This is a genomic window from Nostoc sp. ChiVER01 (assembly GCF_034531155.1).
GTDB lineage: Bacteria > Cyanobacteriota > Cyanobacteriia > Cyanobacteriales > Nostocaceae > Nostoc.
This window is the reverse complement of sequence record NZ_JAVRBS010000007.1, coordinates 225310-244091: the sequence shown is the minus strand read 5'-3', so window position 1 is coordinate 244091 and position 18782 is coordinate 225310. Positions and strand designations below refer to the sequence as shown.

The 18782-nt window shown below is 41.8% G+C and carries 8 protein-coding genes; 1 reads left to right on the top strand and 7 read right to left on the bottom strand.

The window, feature by feature from the left end; translation table 11 throughout:
• The first annotated feature begins 9 nt into the window (after positions 1–9).
• Positions 10–2715 (top strand): CHAT domain-containing protein, encoded by a 2706-nt coding sequence (locus RMY00_RS12335; RefSeq protein ID WP_322647812.1) that lies wholly within the window; start codon positions 10–12, stop codon positions 2713–2715.
• Between the two features lie 19 nt (positions 2716–2734).
• Here the strand turns inward: RMY00_RS12335 and RMY00_RS12330 are convergent, their stop codons facing one another.
• From RMY00_RS12330 to RMY00_RS12300, 7 genes are all read right to left on the bottom strand, one after another.
• The gene (locus RMY00_RS12330; protein ID WP_322647811.1) at positions 2735–7033 is read right to left on the bottom strand and encodes a filamentous hemagglutinin N-terminal domain-containing protein; all 4299 of its coding nucleotides are present in this window, start codon (positions 7031–7033) and stop codon (positions 2735–2737) included.
• A 176-nt stretch (positions 7034–7209) separates the two neighbouring features.
• Positions 7210–13320 carry an eIF2A-related protein gene (locus RMY00_RS12325; RefSeq protein WP_322647810.1) on the bottom strand — a complete coding sequence of 2037 codons (6111 nt, stop codon included), beginning with the start codon at positions 13318–13320 and terminating at the stop codon, positions 7210–7212.
• A gap of 655 nt (positions 13321–13975) precedes the next feature.
• Positions 13976–15064, bottom strand: coding sequence for an ABC transporter ATP-binding protein (locus RMY00_RS12320; protein ID WP_322647809.1), 1089 nt, complete (start codon positions 15062–15064; stop codon positions 13976–13978).
• Between the two features lie 87 nt (positions 15065–15151).
• Positions 15152–16036, bottom strand: a complete 885-nt coding sequence (locus RMY00_RS12315) for a carbohydrate ABC transporter permease (RefSeq protein ID WP_322647808.1) — start codon at positions 16034–16036, stop codon at positions 15152–15154.
• A 3-nt stretch (positions 16037–16039) separates the two neighbouring features.
• Complete coding sequence (locus tag RMY00_RS12310; RefSeq protein ID WP_322647807.1) at positions 16040–16951, bottom strand: sugar ABC transporter permease; 912 nt, start codon at positions 16949–16951, stop codon at positions 16040–16042.
• A gap of 59 nt (positions 16952–17010) precedes the next feature.
• Positions 17011–18345, bottom strand: coding sequence for an ABC transporter substrate-binding protein (locus RMY00_RS12305; RefSeq protein ID WP_322647856.1), 1335 nt, complete (start codon positions 18343–18345; stop codon positions 17011–17013).
• Positions 18346–18465: 120 nt separating this feature from the next.
• A complete protein-coding gene (locus RMY00_RS12300; RefSeq protein WP_322647806.1) occupies positions 18466–18651 on the bottom strand; it encodes a hypothetical protein in 186 nt (61 codons plus the stop codon).
• Positions 18652–18782: the final 131 nt, after the last annotated feature.

Sequence of the window (18782 nt, the reverse complement as noted above, 5' to 3'; positions counted from 1 at the left end):
ATAATAAATATGGCTAAATTGCCAGTATTATTGCGTATGCTACAATCCTGTTTAAGATTCTTGAAATTTTTCTTGCTGATACTAGGAACAGCCATACTGTGCATTTTTAGTTCACCTGCTTTAGCAACTTTTTCTCACATCAGCTTAAATATTCCACAAACTAAGATTCAAAACTCACCTGCCCTAGATAAAAGCTTAGTAGAACAGGGTAAAGCTTTGTATGAAGCAGGTTTATTTACTGAAGCAGTTCAAGTTTTAGAACAAGCTGCTATTGGCTTCTACAACACAGAAGACAAACTGAACCAAGCTATAGTCTTAAGCAATCTTGCCTTGATTTATCAACAGCTTGGCAAACAGACACAAGCAGAACTTGCAATTAGCCAAAGTCTGAATCTGTTAAAGAATTTAGATAGTTCAAAAGACCATGCTGCAATTACAGCCCAATCTCTAGATGTACAAGGAAAATTACAATTAGCCCAAGGACAAACTGAAATTGCATTGTCCACTTGGCAAAAAGCTGCTGATATATATGAGCAAATAGGCGATCGCGCCACACTAACTCGTAATCGAATTAACTCTGTTCAAGCTATGCAATCTTTAGGGCTTTATCGCCAAGCACAAAAAACTTTAACTGAAGTTCAACAAAACCTTACTACTCTTTCAGATTCATCGCTCAAAGTTGCTGGACTAGATAGCCTTGGCAATGTCCTACGAGTTATTGGTGATTTCAATGAATCACGAAAAATTTTAGAGCAAAGTTTAACTCTAGCAACAGCTATAAAATCTCCAACAGCTATAGGTGATACCTTCCTCAGTTTAGGTAATACAGCCTTTGCCGAAGCAAAAATTCAACATGAGGTAGGGAATACAGACCTTGTTCGACAAGGATTTCAGGCTGCTTTAAACTTTTATCAGCAAGCGGCTATAAACGCGCTAGGTACTACGCGTATTCAAGCACAGCTAAATCAACTTAACCTACTTCTAGAATTTTTCTCTAAAAAAGAAGCCGAAAATACGTTTAAACAAGCTTTATCGTTGTCTGAGCAAATTCTGGCTGAAATTAATAAATTGGTTCCTAGCCGAAACTCAGTATACGCTCGGATTCAATTCGCCTCTATTTTAATGGATTTAACACAGAAAACCAATGCACCTATTTTATCAAATTTAAATATTGCCCAACTCTTGTCTACTGCGATACAAGAGGCCCAAAGCCTAAAAGACCAGCAAGCCCAATCTTATGCTCTTGGAACTTTGGGTCGTCTGTATGAAAAGAATAAGCAGTTAGATGATGCTCTGGAACTAACAACAAAAGCTTTATTTATTGCTCAAAGTATTGATGCATCAGACATTCTTTATCAGTGGCAATGGCAGCAAGGACGTTTGCTCAAGCAACAAGGAAATCTCAACGCTGCACTCAAGGCATACAATACAGCTTATAAAACTTTAGAATCTCTTCGCGGTGATTTAGTTGCTACTAATTTAGATGTTCAGTTTTCTTTCCGAGAAAGTATAGAACCTATCTATCGAGAGTTAGTTGAATTACAGTTGCTCACAGAGAATACTCAAGGGGATCAACAGAGTAGGCAAGACAATCTTAAACAGGCACGTAAAGTTATTGAGTCACTCCAGGTTGCAGAACTGAATAACTTTTTTCGTTCACCTTGTTTAGAACCAATTGTAGAAATAGACAAAGTGGTGGAGCAGGATAAAAAGGCAGCAGTTATTTATTCAGTTATTTTGCCCGATCGCTTCGATGTTATCCTTACCTTGCCTAATCAACAATTACAGCACTATACCACTAAGATAGCTCAAGAAGAAGTAGAGAGTACTGTTACTTCATTACGGAAATCTTTAACAGATGTCGCTGGCTCTTATGAAGTGAAAGAACAGTCCCAAAAAATATATGACTGGTTAATTCGACCAGCCGAAACTGAATTATCTAAAAGTGGTATTAATACTTTAGTTTTTGTACTGGATGGGGAATTAAGAAATATTCCGATGGGGGTTCTTTACGACCCGCAGCAAAACAAATATCTCATGGAGAAATATGCGATCGCTTTAACTCCTGGTTTACAATTGTTTAATCCTAAACCTTTGCAAAAAGTACAGTTAAAAGCTTTAACTGCTGGAGTAGCAGAAGCGCGTTCTATAGAAGGTCAAAAATTTTCAGCACTGAAAAATGTAGCACGGGAACTCAAAGAAATTCAAACTGAGGTTCCTAGAAGTGAAGAACTGTTAAATCAGCAGTTTATCGATAGTAACTTGCAAAAACAATTGCTTGCAACTCCATTTTCTATAATTCATTTAGCAACTCACGGTGAGTTTAGTTCCGATCCCGAAAGAACTTTTCTTCTCACCTGGAATAAACTACTAAAAGTTAAGGAATTTGATAGTTTATTACGAGTTAGCGATAGAAATAGGTCTGGTAAGATCGAGTTACTTGTTTTAAGTGCTTGCAAAACTGCTCTTGGCGATCAGCGAGCTGCTTTAGGATTAGCTGGTATAGCTGTACGAGCAGGCGCACGCAGTACGCTAGCAAGTTTATGGTCAGTGGATGACCAATGGACTGCTAAACTTATGAGTGAGTTTTATCGAAACCTAAATACTGGAATCAGCAAAGCTCAAGCACTCCAGCGTGCCCAATTAACTGTATTTGCTAAACAAAAAAGTCCTTATTTCTGGGCACCTTATGTTCTAGTAGGAAATTGGCTTTGAGATACACAGCTAACCCTATTTACTTCTGAGCTTGATAATTACTGCAAGCTACATCCTTGTGCCACGAACTACGACCCCCAGCAGGTACATTAGCTGTAAGTATCACCTCTCCCTTTTCGTTTACCACCCATCCATTTGCTTCTGCAATACGTTCTGGTGTGGTGGTAAGTGGATTAGTAGTAACAGGTGGATTGCTGCTATTGCTGCTAGGTTTGAGTGCCACCCAACCTACTTCTACTGTGCCATTCGGGAGAACATCTTTAGTAGGATTAGGAGGTAAACCGCCTCTTCCGGTGATAGTAAAGCTGCTTTGGGCATAACCTGGGCGATCGCAGACTTGTGCTACTTGAGTTGCAACAGCTATTGCAGGTAGCTCAACTAAGCCACTGTTCGGGTCGATACCAGGTGTATTAAGTTCTACTGAACCGTTGAATTGAGAACTTGCTCCTGTAGCAGTGATGTCGCTTTCTGGTGTTGGTGTATTTCGACGCTCAATCCCAAAGATTCCTTGAGCGCTGATTTTGACTGCTCCACCACGAAAGTCAACAGAATTGGCACTAATATCACTATTTTCTTCAGGAACAGCAACGATTAAGCCATTTGCTGCATCAATATCAATGTTGCCGCCAGGAATACCAAGACCTTTGGCATTGGTGGTGATAGAACTTTGATTGCGTAGTAAGAATAAAGGCGATCGCGCAAAGATATTTCCGCCACCTCCTGTAGTATCAGCACTGATGGCAGCGTTGTTGAGATATATCGAGTTAGCGTTAAGTTTTAAATCACCCGCAGGCCCTGAGCCTGTACTATTTACAGTTATTTTCCCTTGATCTTGAACTGCCAAGTTTCCTGTTGTCAGTGTCAAGTTACCGCCTGCTCCTTGTCCTGTTGTCTCAGCCGAAATTACTGAGCCTTTACCAGTAATATTAATAGATTCAGGAGCATTGATACTCAGGGTTCCTCCCTCACCACTACCAGAGCTAGCAGCCGATACCCTTGCTCCTTCGGTAACATTTACAGCTAAGGTTTGCCCATTGTCATTGGGTTGAATTGTCAAGTTTCCGCCTGGTGCATTTCCCGTCGTGCCAGCTTCTAAACTGCTACCGTTTGTCAAGTCCAATTGTGCAGCTTTTACGGTCAGATTACCACCACTAGCTGCGGGGTTAGTAGAATTAGTAGCGGCTGAAACGCGCATTCCATTGGTGATAGTGAGTTTTTCAGTGTTAAGAAGCACATCTCCGGCTCGTCCACTAGCAGCACCTTCTGATGTCGCCGCCAAGATACCATTACCATTGAGGCTGATTGACTCAGGGGCGATAAGTGTGAGGTTTCCTCCATTACCACTACCAGAGGTAGATGCTGATATCTGCGCTTGATCAAAAAAATTAACCCTCAAGGTTTGTGCGTTCAAAGGTTGAAGCGTCAGTTTTCCAGCTGCGCCAGTACTGCTTGTCTGAGCAAAAACACCACTAGTGGAACCAGATAACTGTATTTCTGGAATATTTAGTGTGATGTCACCTGCTTGTCCACTACTAGAGGTAGATGTACGCAGTCGTCCATCATTAATAACATTCAAATTATTGGCGCTAAGAGCGATATCACCTGCATCCCCCTGCCCAGATGTACTGGCTGTCAGTGCAGCACCATCAGTGATAGTTACAGAGTTGGTGTTAACTGTTATATCGCCACCCTTTCCAGTTGAGCCTTCACCGACAGCAGTTGTCAACAGGCTTCGACCTTCAATGTCGCTGGGTTTAGGGCTTTCTAGCGAAGTTCCATTCAGTTCTATAGAAGAGGCGCGAACATTTAACTCACCCGCATTTCCGGCATTAATTGTAGAAACCGATGCTTGCGCTCCACCCTGAATTAATAACCGTCCAGTGTCAATAGTCAAGTTTTGAGCATCTCCCTTACCTGTACTCCCAGAAATTACACCACTCGGATATGGGCGATTTTCTACCAAATTAGAGACTAAGGCTCCACCAAATCCAATCAATCGTTTTATTTGAGAGTCAGATAACCCTTGTTTTGAAGTGCCAACAAGTTCTACTGAATCAGTAGCGTTAATGGTTAATTCACCTCCCTTTCCAGAGCTAGAAGTACCTGCCGAGATAATTCCTCCATTGCTGACCATCAGCTTCTTAGTATTAATAACCAATTTGCCAGCATTTCCAGACCCTTGTGTTCCAGAAGCCAAAACGCTAGGAATATTATCTAATGAGGTGCCACTAAGTTCTACTGAATCAGTGGCATTAATGAGCAATTCGCCTCCTGTTACAGGCAATTCCCCTCCTGGTTTCTCGTTACCAGTACCAGTTATCACCCATGCACCATCCCGGACAATTAACTGTTTAGTATCAATAGTTAAGTTCCCCCCAGATCCCTGACCGTCAGTATCATTACGCAATGCACTAGGAAGCTTCTTTGTGATACTGAACAGAGATAAAGGAGAATCATTTGCTGAAGTACCACTGAGTTCTACCAAGTCTGCCTTAACAGTTAAATCTCCTCCTTTTCCTCTGGTTGCTGTAGCTGCCGATACCACTGCGCCATTCGAGACAGTTAAGCGTCCAGTCTTAATAGTTAAATTTCCAGCATTTCCATTTCCAAGAAAAATACTAGGGGTAATATTACTGGGATAAAGGGAAGCGGAAAACAGCCCAATAGGTACAATAAAATCATTAGAATATCCAGAGATATTTCCAGGAATGTTAATAGGAAGTGTGGCATTTGATGAGAGATCGCCAGTTATTTCTACTGAGTCAGAAGCGTTCACAATCAGATTCCCAGCATTACCATCAGAAAAAGTAGCAGTCCCTATTACTCCATCTTGAACAATCAACTTTGCTGTATCCACAAGCAAGTTTCCACCATCACCGGAACCAAAAACGACATTGTATATCGAGCTTTTATTGAGTTCTATGTCTTTTGCTTTCACGGTCAAATTTCCAGTATTCCCTATGGTGTTACTACCGACTGATACCCCTGCCCCATTAGAGACAAGTAACCGCCCAGTTTCAATGCTCACGTTTCCGGCATTTCCACCTGCAATAGGTAAAGAGCTTACGAAAGAAGAAACATTAGGAAGATTCCGGGCATCAAGGGAAGCAGAAAACAAGCCAATAGGAACAGGAACAGAAACAGGAATATTTAGAGTAAAAAGACCTAAAAAATTAAAAGGAACATTGATGTCAATGTCAATCGTACCGTTTGATGAGGAACTGCCAGTTAATTCTATTGAGTCAGAGGCTTTTACAACCAGACCCCCAGCTTTCCCACTAGAAATAGTAGCAGTGGCTAGTACTCCATCTTGAATAATTAATTTACCTGTATCCACAAGTAAAGAACCACCTTTTCCAGAACCAAAAACGGCGTTGTAGATAGAGCTATTTTTGATTGTCAGTGTTCCTTTGGCGCTGAGGGTGACATCTCCAGCTTGGGCGTCATCGGCTCCTGCAAGTGGGCTAATACCCGCACGTAGGCTACTATTTCCTAAAACGTCTATATTCTGGGCATTGATGGCAATACTACCGCCACCACCAGAAGCAACATTAATTTCAGCGCCATTGGTAAGCGACACATTTGCTCGTGCTATATTCTTTGGAAAATTTAAGCTAAAATTGTTGCTATTGGCATTAAGGTCAACTGTCCCCTCTGCTGCTAAACCTCCTAACTCCACTCGTCCACCAGGGGCATTGAATGAGCCACCATCGACGTTGACATCGCCTCCAACTGCCAGCAAACTACGATTATTATTAACACTTAAAACTGAGTTGTTTTGAATTGGCGCAGCAGCAATTTGATTGAATAGAAGAGCCGAAGGATTGACTACGAGTAGTTCAGGATTATTCGGAGTAGAAGCACTAAAAAAACCTTGCTTGTCAAAGCCAATTGCATTAGCTGTAGTTGCTACAAAAGAACCACCTATATCCAGTGAAGCGTTGCGTCCAAAAATAATCCCGTTGGGATTGATTAGAAATAGGTTAGCTATACCATTAGCTTTTATTAACCCATCAATGTTAGACCTTGAACTACCTGTTACTCTGGTAATAATGTTCTGAATATCAGTACCATTGTTGAAGAAAGCAGTATTCCCAGTAGGGACAGAGAATTCCTTAAAGCTGTGGAATAAGTTAGTGCCTGCTTGTGTGCCGCCAGTGATGTTGAGAGTGCTACCGTCTGATGATACGTTGGAATTAATCGGTAGAGTGCTATCCGGGGTTATTTGAGCGATCGCACATTTTCCAGACAAAGCGCTGACACTCATCGCAATACCCAGCACTCCACCCCAATAACCTAAATGCCAACTCACAGACATTACAAGCCTCCACAGATATTACCAACACTAATGTTTAGTTAAGCACGTATCAAGTTAATCGATGTCTATTATTTAACAATAAGACATAGCCGAACCATGCTGTTTAGGGCTGTTAAAGTTTGAGTAAGCAGTGTCTGGATGAAAAATTGCTTTATTCCCCAATTGTTAGGCATACTTTATTGGGTTTCTTTAGTAATACTATCGCACAGATGGCGATCGCTCTCTTCTACCTGTTGGCTATTATGTAAATAATCTTTAGCCGAATTGCAAGCACTTACCATCAAACTATCTAAAAGCGCATCCATATTTAAATGGTTAATATCCCATAGAATAATCTTATTATCTGCGCTACCAGAGGCAAGAGTGTAGCCGTCAGGGCTAAAAGCTATACTCTTAACCCCGGCTTCATGCCCTATTAGAGTTCTGAGTAGATGACCCTGTGAATCCCAAAGTTTGATAGTCTTATCTTCACTGGCCAAGGCAAAAGTTTTCTTGTTGGGACTAAAAACTATATTTGTAAGCTCATCATCCGCTTTGAAGCTGTACAGTTGATTGCCCTTTAAATCCCACAGAATTCCTATATAATCTGCATTTCTAGAAATCAGATTGGGAGCATCATCGGCAAAAAATATATCTAGAATCTGTGTTGTATCCCTTTTGAAACTTTCGAGAAGTTTCCCGTTAAAATCCCATATTTTAATAGTATTGTCTTCACTTACAGTGGCAAAAATTTTTCCATCGGGACTAAGAGCTATATTTTTAACCTTATGTTCATGCCCGTTGAAGGTATCCATTTGATTGCTCTGTAAATCCCACTTGATGACGATATCATCTGCATTCACAGAAATCAGATTTTTCCCATCCGGGCTAAAAACTATACTTTTAATCTCTTTATTCTGCTTTTTGAGACTTGTTAGCAGATTACCTTTTAAATCCCAAATATTGATAACACTGTCTTCACTGACAGAAGCCAAAGTTTGACTATTAGGACTAAACAATATATTTTTAATCGTAGACTTATTTCCTTTAATAGTTGTTGGTAGACTATCTTTTAAATCATGTTTTAAATTCCAAATTTTGATAGTATTGTCTGCACTTACAAAAGCCAAAGTTTGCTTATCAGGGCTTAAAGTTGTATCTGTTGGCAAGGTTATGAGAACAGGATGAGGATGGTTGAAATCCCAGAGTTTGATAGTACTATCTTCACTGGTATAGACCAAAGTTTTACTATCGGCGCTAAAAACTATATCTTTAACCGCAGTCTCATTCCCTGAAAGCTGGTTTTTGAGGGTTTTGAGAAGATGACCCTTTAAATCCCATAATTTAATAGTATTGTCTTCACTTGCAGAAGCCAGAATTTTGCCATCGGGACTGAAGGCGACCGTATTTACGGTATCATGATGTTCTTCGAGGATATGTTTACCCTTTAAATCCCAAAGTTTGATGGTATGGTCGTCACTGGCAGAAGCTAAGGTTTTACTATCGGGACTAAATGCAACGCTGGTAACAGCGGCCTGATGTCCTCTGAAGATTTGGTGTTTCTTGTCCTTTAAATTCCAGAGGATAGCGGTATTATCAAGACTTCCAGAGGCTAGGCTGTAACCGTCAGGACTGAAGGCGACACTGGTGACAGCAGCCTGATGCCCTTTGAAAATTTCTTGTTGTTTCTTAGTATTTAAATTCCAAAGGATGATGGTTTTGTCGTCACTACCAGAGGCCAGAGTTTTGCTGTCACGGCTGAAGGCAAGGCTGGTGACAGCAGCCTGATGTCCTCTGAAGGCTTGCAGTTTATTCCCTTTCAAATCCCAAAGGATGATGGTTTTGTCAACGCTTGCAGATGCTAAAGTCTGACAATCTGGACTTATAGCCACACTTGTAACTGCATATTGATGTCCTGGAAAGATTTGCGGCTTCTTTTGCCCTAAATCCCAAATGTGCGGCTTGTTTTGGCTTAGATCCCAAAGTTGAATAATATTATCTTTACTACCAGCAGCGAGGATGTTACATTTGCCGTTGTTACGCTCATCGGCATTGAGAGGAAAAACTACACTTGTAAACGCTGCTTGCTTCCCTGGAATTGTAAGCCTTGCCGCATATTGGTTCAAGGTTGGCAAGAAATTAGTTTTTAAATCCCAAAGTTTGACAGTTTTATCTTCACTAGCAGAAGCAAGGGTATTACTATCGGGGCTAAAAGCTACGCTGGTAACTGCATACTTATGTTCCCTGAAGATTTGCAGCATGTTGCCACCTAAATCCCAAAGTTGAACAGTATTGTCTTTACTACCAGAGGCAATATTTTTACCGTCAGGGCTAAAGGCAACGCTTGTGACAGCAGCTTGATGCCCTGTAAAAGTTTGCAGAAGTTTTCCCCCTAAATTCCAGAGGATGACGTTATTATCTTTACTAGCAGAAGCGAGAATACTACCATCGGGGCTGAAGGCTAGACTTGTGATATCTCCTTCATGTCCTTTGAAAGTTTGCAGTTGATTGCCATCTAAATCCCAAAGGATGACGGTATTATCTTCAGTACCCGTGGCAATAGTTTTGCCATCGGGGCTGAAAGCTAGAGTTGTGATCTCGACGTCATGCTGGAACGGCTGGTTTTGTTTTTGAGCGCACTTTATTAAATTCCAACCTTTGACAGTATTATCTTTACTTTCTGCGTCAATAGGCTTACCAATCTCGTAACACTTTTCACTTGTGGCATCAGTTTTTGAGGGGGTTTTTGTTAGTTCTTTGCCTTGTAAATCCCAAAGTTTCACAGTTTTATCTGTACTAACTGTGGCAATAGTTTTACCATTGGGGCTAAATACTACATTTGTTACCGAATGCGGTAGGGTTATTTTTGTTAGTTCTTGGCCCTGTAAATTCCAAAGCTTGACAGTTTTATTGTCAATAGCTGTAGCAATAGTTTTGCTATCAGGGCTGAATACTACATTTGTTACCGAAGGCTGATGTGGGAGGGGGATTTTTGTTAGTTCTTTGCCTTGTAAATTCCAAAGCTTGACAGTTTTGTTGTCAATAGCTGTAGCAATAGTTTTACCATCGGGGCTGAATACTACATTTGTTACCGAAGGCTGATGCGGTAGGGTTATTTTTGTTAGTTTTTTGCCCTGTAAATCCCAAAGATTGACAGTATTATCTTTACTAACTGTGGCAATAATTTTACCATAGGGGCTATAGACGACGCTTGTTAGTGTTGCATCAAAGTTGAGAGAGAATTTAGTCAGTTCTTTGCCATCTAAATTCCAAACTTTAACAGTATTATCTTTACTAACTGTGATAATAGTTTTACCATCAGGGCTGAAAACGACGCTTGTGACTGAAGAACGATGCCCAGTTAAGTAATTGCGTGCTTGTACTCCATCAATGGCTTGTTGCAAAACTGCGATCGCATTTGCCTGAGAGTCAATTTGGTCTTGGTTTTTGATGATTATGCCACTAATTGCTGTCCAAAAACTTGTATTTTTCAAGATTTTGGCGGACTTAATTCCGTCGGTGAGAGCTTGCAAATTTTTATCGGATTTAGACAATAAGAAAGAATTTTGACGAAGAGAATCGGCTTTACTTAATTCGGCTTCTAAGCTTTTGGTGAAAGCTATTAGCCCTAAACTAGTGGTAACCAAAACAACAATTGCTCCTCCAATCATTGTCCGCTTTGCCCGAATTTCATGACACCGACGAGTTTCTTGTTCTTGTTTTTCGCGATCGCGCAGTTCTACACAAACTCGTACATAATTAGCTTCTAAGATATTTAAAAAATTAGATTTTTGTAATAATTTCCGAGCTTCTTCTAAGCGTCCCCCTCGCTGTACCAAATAGCTTTCGTCTTTTTTATTGTTGTCCCATTCCAAAGCCTCCTGACGAATCTTTTCTCGCAGCAGCAGGAGGCAACGGTTTTCATCTAACCAATTCAGCAACCTTGGCCAGTAACGAATTAAGGCTTCATGGGCGACTTCTACTTCTTCGCGTTGTGTCGCTGAATCGACGCTAGTAACCACTAGGCGGGCCCCTTCACCTGCTAACCGCTTGAGCAGATTTTTAATTAGAGACTGGGCGCTAAGAGTAGGAATTAATTCATCTAACCAAACTCGGCGGCGGGTATCGCGGCGTTTTTGTCCCTCCACCGCCGATTCATCTAAGCGGGTTAAACGGATAAAAATATTCTTGACTTGTTCTTGTTCTTCTGGTGTGCAACTATCATAAAAAGCATCAGCAGTTTGTGCGATCGCCATATTTACACCACCAATGGCTTCATACTCCACAGTCCTTAACCATCTACCATGTCGCCGCTTCCACAACTCTAGCAGTGCATGTTGTAGTAATGGCATTGCCCCTGGTTCACCTTGAACATCATCTAAAATCGAGTTACTCAAGCCTGCTTCAAAACGTAACCCCACTTGTGCGGCTTGCATTTCCATTGCTTTCCGCAGTTCTGTGGTATCCATTGGGCCAATCAGTTCTTGGCGAGATTGCATTAACTCCTTAAGTTGGGGATAGGAAGCACATTCACCCCAAAAGTCTGCCCGCATGGTAATCACGACTTTTTGCTGCCCAATAATGAACAGCAATTTATCTATAAATAACATCCGGGTGTCTTCATCAGTACAGAGCGTGAAAAGTTCCTCAAATTGGTCAATGACTAAGACTGACGCTTGATTTTGCACTTCTAAAAAACTAGCTTGTAGTTGCTTAATAGGGTTACTACTCGGTGTCATATACGCCATCATCAAATCCGGCTGTTTTTCCAACAAAGCCGGAATCAGCCCTGCTAGTACCACTGATGATTTACCACTACCCGAAGCCCCAAACACAGCTAAAAAGTTGTCTTTTGCTAACTTTTGTTGTAATTGTGTAATTAATCGTTCTCTGCCAAAAAAGAATTTGCGGTTTTCGACTCGGAAGGGATACAAGCCCAAAAAAGGACAACGAGCGTCGTAAATAGGTACTTCCTGATCTAAGGCTACAGCGTTGAAAGTGAGGTCAAGAACTGCTTGAGATAGATTGTTGACATCTTCTAAAGCTTGTTCTCGCTCTTGCCTAGCTTGTTTGCTCAAGGCTTTAGAATCTGTATTGAGCAGATTTCTCAATTTTTCTGCTGGTGGTTGCAACTTTGATTGCAGTATAGGCGATCGCTCTGCTACAAATACTTGCAATCGCTCTAAACCATATTTGATTTCGGCGTTGGTTAAGTCGCGGTCAAGTTGATCGCTAAATAGGGGCCTTCCCCCCAATCGACTAAATAGGGCGGGAACGGTAATATCCTGACGTTCTGCAAGGGAAGCAGAGGCATCCTGTAATGCTAAATCCACTTCCCCCGATTTATTTAATTGCTGGTAAAATTTTGCACATAAAGCTAAGGCGGTTTTAACAGTTACTTTCTCAGTCATGGCGATGACTGCGGGCATTCCTAAATCGCGCACTAATCTTTGCCCTAAACCCCCTAATGCCGCTTCTGCTTCTGGACTGGCACTTTCGCAGGTAGAAAGAAAGGTAAAGTGTGGTAAACCTTTGGCTCCTCTTAATGTCCGCAGTCTTTCTATTAAACGTGTTCCTGTTACTGGGTCTACTTTATTATCTGCTTTCGCCCAGTACAAAACTGTTTCACCATTATCTATGACTTTACCATGACTGACAAAGTGCAGCATCGTGTATTGTTTTGTGGTGTCGGTTAGATGGTGACACAGTTCGTCTAAAGTCGGTAAGCCAATAGCATCTTCTACTGTTGCTAAGACATCAGATGGTATTACCCCTAAAGATTGGCGGACACTTGCTACTGCGGCTTCAACGTTGAAAGAGTCTAAGCTAAATCGCTCAATTTCTGAAGGACTGGCTACCAGTATCAAGGCGCGTAAATCTCTTCTACCAATTGGAGGAAAACGTCGGTCTGTAATCGTTGGTATATATAGTGAAAATGGTGTTCGCTGCTCTAGGCTTAATAAATGCCATCCGTCATCGATGTTAGCGCACAGCCTTTCCCAACGTAAGGTTCTTAGTTCTTTATCTTCGGCTTCGATAAATAGCAACACCCGCAATGTTTCTTGGGAGTTCCGCAACGCACTTACAAAAGCATCTCTGATTTCATCACGAAACAGTGCTTTTCCTAAAAATATACCATAGTCTTTCGGCTGACCTTGTAAGCTAGTCAATCGTTGAAAATCTTCCAATGACAGTTGCAGAATTCCTTCCGAGCGTGATGATAGAAGTTCACCAGGTCGGCTATGTTCGACAACAATTGGCCAGTTATTTCCTGATTTACGCTGGATGTTAATCTCAAAGGTGTTCATAGCCTATTGGTGACTCAATTAGCAGCGCCCTATTTTTTACTGGATTGATGAAACGCGATGTTTACGACGGGCTATGATGCTTGATAGCATTAGCACATCACTTGCTACCGCTTCTCTACGAGACGCTATGCATAGCAAGATTCCTATAGAGGTAAGCTATCGGCGTCACAGATCAAACTTAGTTTTTTGAAAATACTTTAGAGTTAGGGTGTGAAAAAATTTATAAATATGCAAGCAAAAGTTAATAGAGTGATTAAAGTTAAATTTACGGCTAATGAATAGCCATTTAACTTTGCAACTTTATCTTCAAGTTGAAGTAGTTATTACCGTACTATGTGCTAGATGTTAACTAGAAACATTTGTGGTATACATCAGGCAATATACTGAATATATGTTTTTTTAATAAACTTTTTTTTGAATTAAGGGAAATTTAAAATCAGTTAATAGTTAACAGTTATCACAGTAAATAATGTAGAGACGTAGCAGTGCTACGTCTCTACAAGGGTTCTGGATAACGCATATTTAATTTCACCAGATGTCTAGTTGCGATCGCTTATAATATAAAATTTCAAAATAAAATCAAGAAGTTAAATTTTAAAAGGATTAGGGGGCGATCGCAACTATGTAAATTTAGTCATTTAGTTAATAACGGAATTTAGTTCATTTGTCTTTTAACAAGAGCATGGCCAGATTGAACATCAAACCAGTGAATATCTTCAGGGGGCAATGCTAGTGTAATATTTTCGCCACTCCAATTTTGGTCTGTTGGCAATAAAGCACGCACCGTAATCGCTCCGGTTTGTGAACCCTCAATGTTGACACTGACCAAATAGTGCATACCCAAGTTTTCAACTAAAAACACTCTCCCTTGGATAGTCTGGGTATCACCTGGTTGAGCAATGCGGACATCTTCTGGGCGGATTCCCAAAACAATCTGCGGTGGTACGGTTGGTATATCGGGGAGAAGTACTTGGAAGTTACCTGCGATCGCATATTGTCCCCTACAAGGTAAAGTCAGTAAATTCATTTGTGGACTACCAACAAATCCAGCCACAAATAGATTCGCTGGATGGTTATAGATGCGGTCTGGTGGGTCAAGCTGCTGGACATAGCCATCGCTGAGCAATGCAACTTTAGTGGAAAGCGTCATTGCTTCGGTTTGGTCGTGGGTGACGTAGACAACTGGCACTTTTTGGGCTGCAAAAATTTGCTTGATATCGGCTCGGACTCTTTCTCGCAGTAGTGCATCCAGGTTACTTAAAGGTTCATCTAGCAGGTACACATCGGCATTACGCACCAAAGCACGACCGACAGCAACCCTCTGCCTTTGACCTCCAGACATTTGTCCAGGCTTGCGGTTCATTAACTCTGCTAATCCTAAAACTTCTGCCACTTCTGCAACTCGCTGTTTAATTTCTGTAGGTGGTACTTTTTTCAGCTTGAGTCCAGAAGCGAGGTTTTCGTACACTGTCATGTGAGGATAGAGTGCATAGCTTTGAAAAACCATTGCAATGTTGCGATCGCTTGCTCGTTTATAGGTAACATCCACTTCCCCAATCTTGATTTGACCGCGAGTCGGTTCTTCAAGACCCGCAATCATTCTTAGGACGGTAGATTTGCCACAGCCAGAAGGGCCAAGTAAAGTGAGAAACTCATGGTTATCTACAGTTAAACTAACGTCTTTAACAGGGATAACTTTAGGATTATAGGTTTTGTTTAAGTTTGTGAGTTCGAGTTTAGCCATTTGTCATTTGTCATTTGTCATTGGTCATTTGTCATTTGTCAGAAATTATTATTCTCCCCTCTGCTTCCCCTGCCTCCCCTGCCTCCCCTATCCTTTGACAGCACCAGCAGTAAGACCTTGGACAATTCGGCGCTGGAAAAACAAAACTAGTAAAATTAAGGGTAACGTCCCCACAACAGTTGCAGCAGCGATCGGGCCATAGGGAATTTCATATATTGTCGCACCACCCAACTGAGCCGCAGCAACAGGAATTGTCTTCAACTCTTCACGGGTCATAAATGTGAGAGCGAAAATAAACTCGTTCCAAGCAAAAATAAAGGTAAGGATTCCAGTAGTCACCAAGGCGGGAAGGGTCATGGGTAGCACGATTTGCCATAGTAACTGAAAGGTGTTGTAGCCATCGACCCTAGCGGAATCTTCCAAATCTTTTGGCAATTGTTGAAAAAAGCTTCTCAGTACTAAAATTGTTAGCGGCAAATTGATGGCAGTGTAGGGTATAATCAGCGCCAGATAATTGTTGCCCAATCTCAGTGCTTGGATAATTTCTAACAGTCCTAAGAACAACAGAATCCCAGGAAATAAGGTAACAATTAAAACGCTGGCGAGGATAAATCGTTCACCCCAAGGGCGTAACCGTGCGAGAGCATAAGCCGCAGGTGCGCCGATCGCTAAAGATACAGCTGTAGAAGTAATCGATACAAAAGCACTGTTGAAGATATAACGCCAAAATGGACGACGGGTGAATAACTCAATGTAGTGATTGAAAGTAAATCGGGTGGGAAAATAAACAGTAGGAACGGCAGCAATATCCTCATTCACTTTAAACGAGGTCAGTAATTGCCATAAAGCTGGGGATAAGCTGAATAGCACTATTAATACAACTATTATGGGCAGTAAGATTTTTTTAAGAGAAAACTTGGTTCCCCCTGTTCGTTTTGGAGTCGTTGGAACTGCTTGTGGAGTTACACTCATGAGTTAAATGGCTCCTGATGTTTTGGCACGGTATTTGTTAAGTAAGAAACTAGCGATCGCTACCGCAGCAATCAATATTAAAAATGTCACTACTACCAGGGCTGCTCCATAACCAAAATCTAAGTAGCGCATCACCGTAGAATAAATATACAATGACACCACTTCCGTAGCGCCACCAGGCCCACCCCCGGTCATCACAGCAATCAAGTCGAAAATCCCGAAAGCTTGAGCAAACCGAAATAGCACTGCAATTAAGATTTGTGGCAGCAGCAGTGGCAGGGTAATATTGCGGAAGCTTTGCCAAGCAGTTGCCCCATCGACCGAGTAAGCTTCATAGAGGTCTTGTGATATCGACTGCAACCCAGCTAGCAACAGGATACTAATAAAAGGCGTAGTTTTCCAAACATCAGCAAAAACCACTGCTATCATCGCCAGCGTTGGATCTCCTAACCAGTTAATTCCAGTCCCAATCAGCCCCAATCGCCGCAGTATATCGTTTACAACTCCAAACTGGTCGTTAAAAATCCAAGCCCACGCCAGACCAATCAAAGAGGTAGGCAAAGCCCAAGGTATAATCGCGGTTGTACGCACTATGCCCCGCCCAAAAAAAGCCTGGTTGAGAACTAGCGCAACCCCCAGTCCTAGCACTAGTTCTGAGATTACTGATGCTGTTGTGAACACCGTTGTCGCCCACAAACTCTGCCAGAAACGACCATCCCCCGCCATCCGCACATAATTTTCCAAACCAGAGAATACAGGTTGTAGCTCTGTTCCTAGATTTCTAGTAAATACGCTTAACCAAAATGCTCGTAAAATCGGGTAGGCAAATACAAACAACAACAGCAGCAATGCGGGTGTTAGTAATATCCAGGCTGTTTGTTGTTCTCGACTTCTAAGTGTATTTAAATTTGTCATTTGTCATTTGTCATTGGTCATTGGTCATTGGCAAAGAGGAGGCAGAAAGCACAAGTTTTTTAATTTTTAATTTTTAATTGCTTTCCCCCTGCTCCCAGCAATCGCCGCGTTTCCGCAGCAGCAGCTTGCATTGCTCGTTCAGAATTCATCCGACCGGATAAGGCGGCGCTAAGATAACGCTGCAAAATATCTGATGTCTGAGCATATTGGGCAATCGGCGGACGCAAAACTGCATTGCCCACGACCTCCAATAATTGCGGATAGTGGGGGTATTTAGCGACAATCTTTGAGTCTGTAAATAAATCCCGGCGACTTGGCACATAGCCCGCACTAAAAATAAATCGGTGCTGTGCTTCCCGACTGGTAAAATATTGAATTGCTTTCCAAGCCTCTTCGGGATGTCTAGAGGTTTTAGAAATCCCTAAACCCCAGCCCCCTAAACAAGCCGCTCCCGTCTTACCAGGAGCATGAACCATCGGTTTAATTGCTATTTTGCCCCGGATTGGCGAATTTTCTGCCTGGGCTAAAGGCCACGCATAAGGCCAACTGCGTAAAAATGCTACTTGACCACTTTGGAACAAGCGTCGGGTGTCTTCTTCTTGATAAGTCGTGACTCCAGGAGGAGAAATGCCTTCTCTGATAGTACTACGTAGAAACTCAATGGCTCGTAATGTTTCTGGTCGATCTAGTCCAACTTCGAGGGTGTCGGGATTAACCCAGAAACCACCAAAGCCATCGAGAACTTCTGCAAACATCGCCACAAGTCCTTCATATTGACGACCTTGCCAAACATAGCCCCACTTCACCTGGTTTTTCTTCTGCAAGACTTGAGAAATTCGGATCAAATCATCAAAGGTTTCTGGCGGTTGCAATCCTGCTTGTTTGATTAAATCTTCCCGGTAGTAGAGCATTCCCACGTCGGAACGCACTGGAATACGGTACAGCTTGTCTTGATAACGTCCTCCTTCTACATCCTGCGATGAAAATGCTCCCAGATCCTGTTTAGAAATGCGATTGTCTAAAGGTAGCAACCATCCAGCAGCAGCAAACTTGGATGTCCAAATAACATCCATATTAACTAGGTCATAAGGGGATTCACCTAAGATAAAAGATGAAGTATATAGGTCTTCGAGCAAATTTGTAGCATTCGGCCCTTCAACCAGGTTTATGCGAATACCTGGGTTCTCAGCCTCGAAGTCTCTAATCAAACCCTGTCTCCAAGGTTCGGCATCAGGGGCAGTCATTAACAGATTTAGGGTAACTGGTTGCTGTGAGAGTGCTACCCAACTGAACAATATGATGCTCAACAGAGTTGCTAGGAAAACCCCTATATGTAAATAACTCTGTTTTTGGATAAATTTTTGTAATTTGTTTATTGGCTTTCGGTGCAACATTGTTAATGTAGCGATCGCTAGTACCGCAAGGCAGAAGTCAAAAGTCAAAAGTATTATGGAATCTGCTTTTTAGGGATTTTAAATGGTTGCTCTATTTCCGCCGTGGCGTACTAGTGGTAATTATTCAGAAATAAAAGCATAAATTATCTGAAAAAAAATTGTTTCATATTTTAGTGTACTCCTTTGGAGAACCCGCAGGGTAGCGATCGCCAAAGTACGGATGTTGCGATTACTTTGCTTCACTACATTATGTACCCTGCACGAACGCCAAGGGCGATCGCAATGACAAATTATATTTTTAGACATTTGGGATGCCCCCGTTCATCGTTGCCTTCAGTAACGGCTTTTTTCTTTGTCATGTCTTAACAAGCATATTTTGTGGGCATCATAATCCCAAGTCAAATACATCAGCTAGCAACCATAAAACTTTTTGGCAG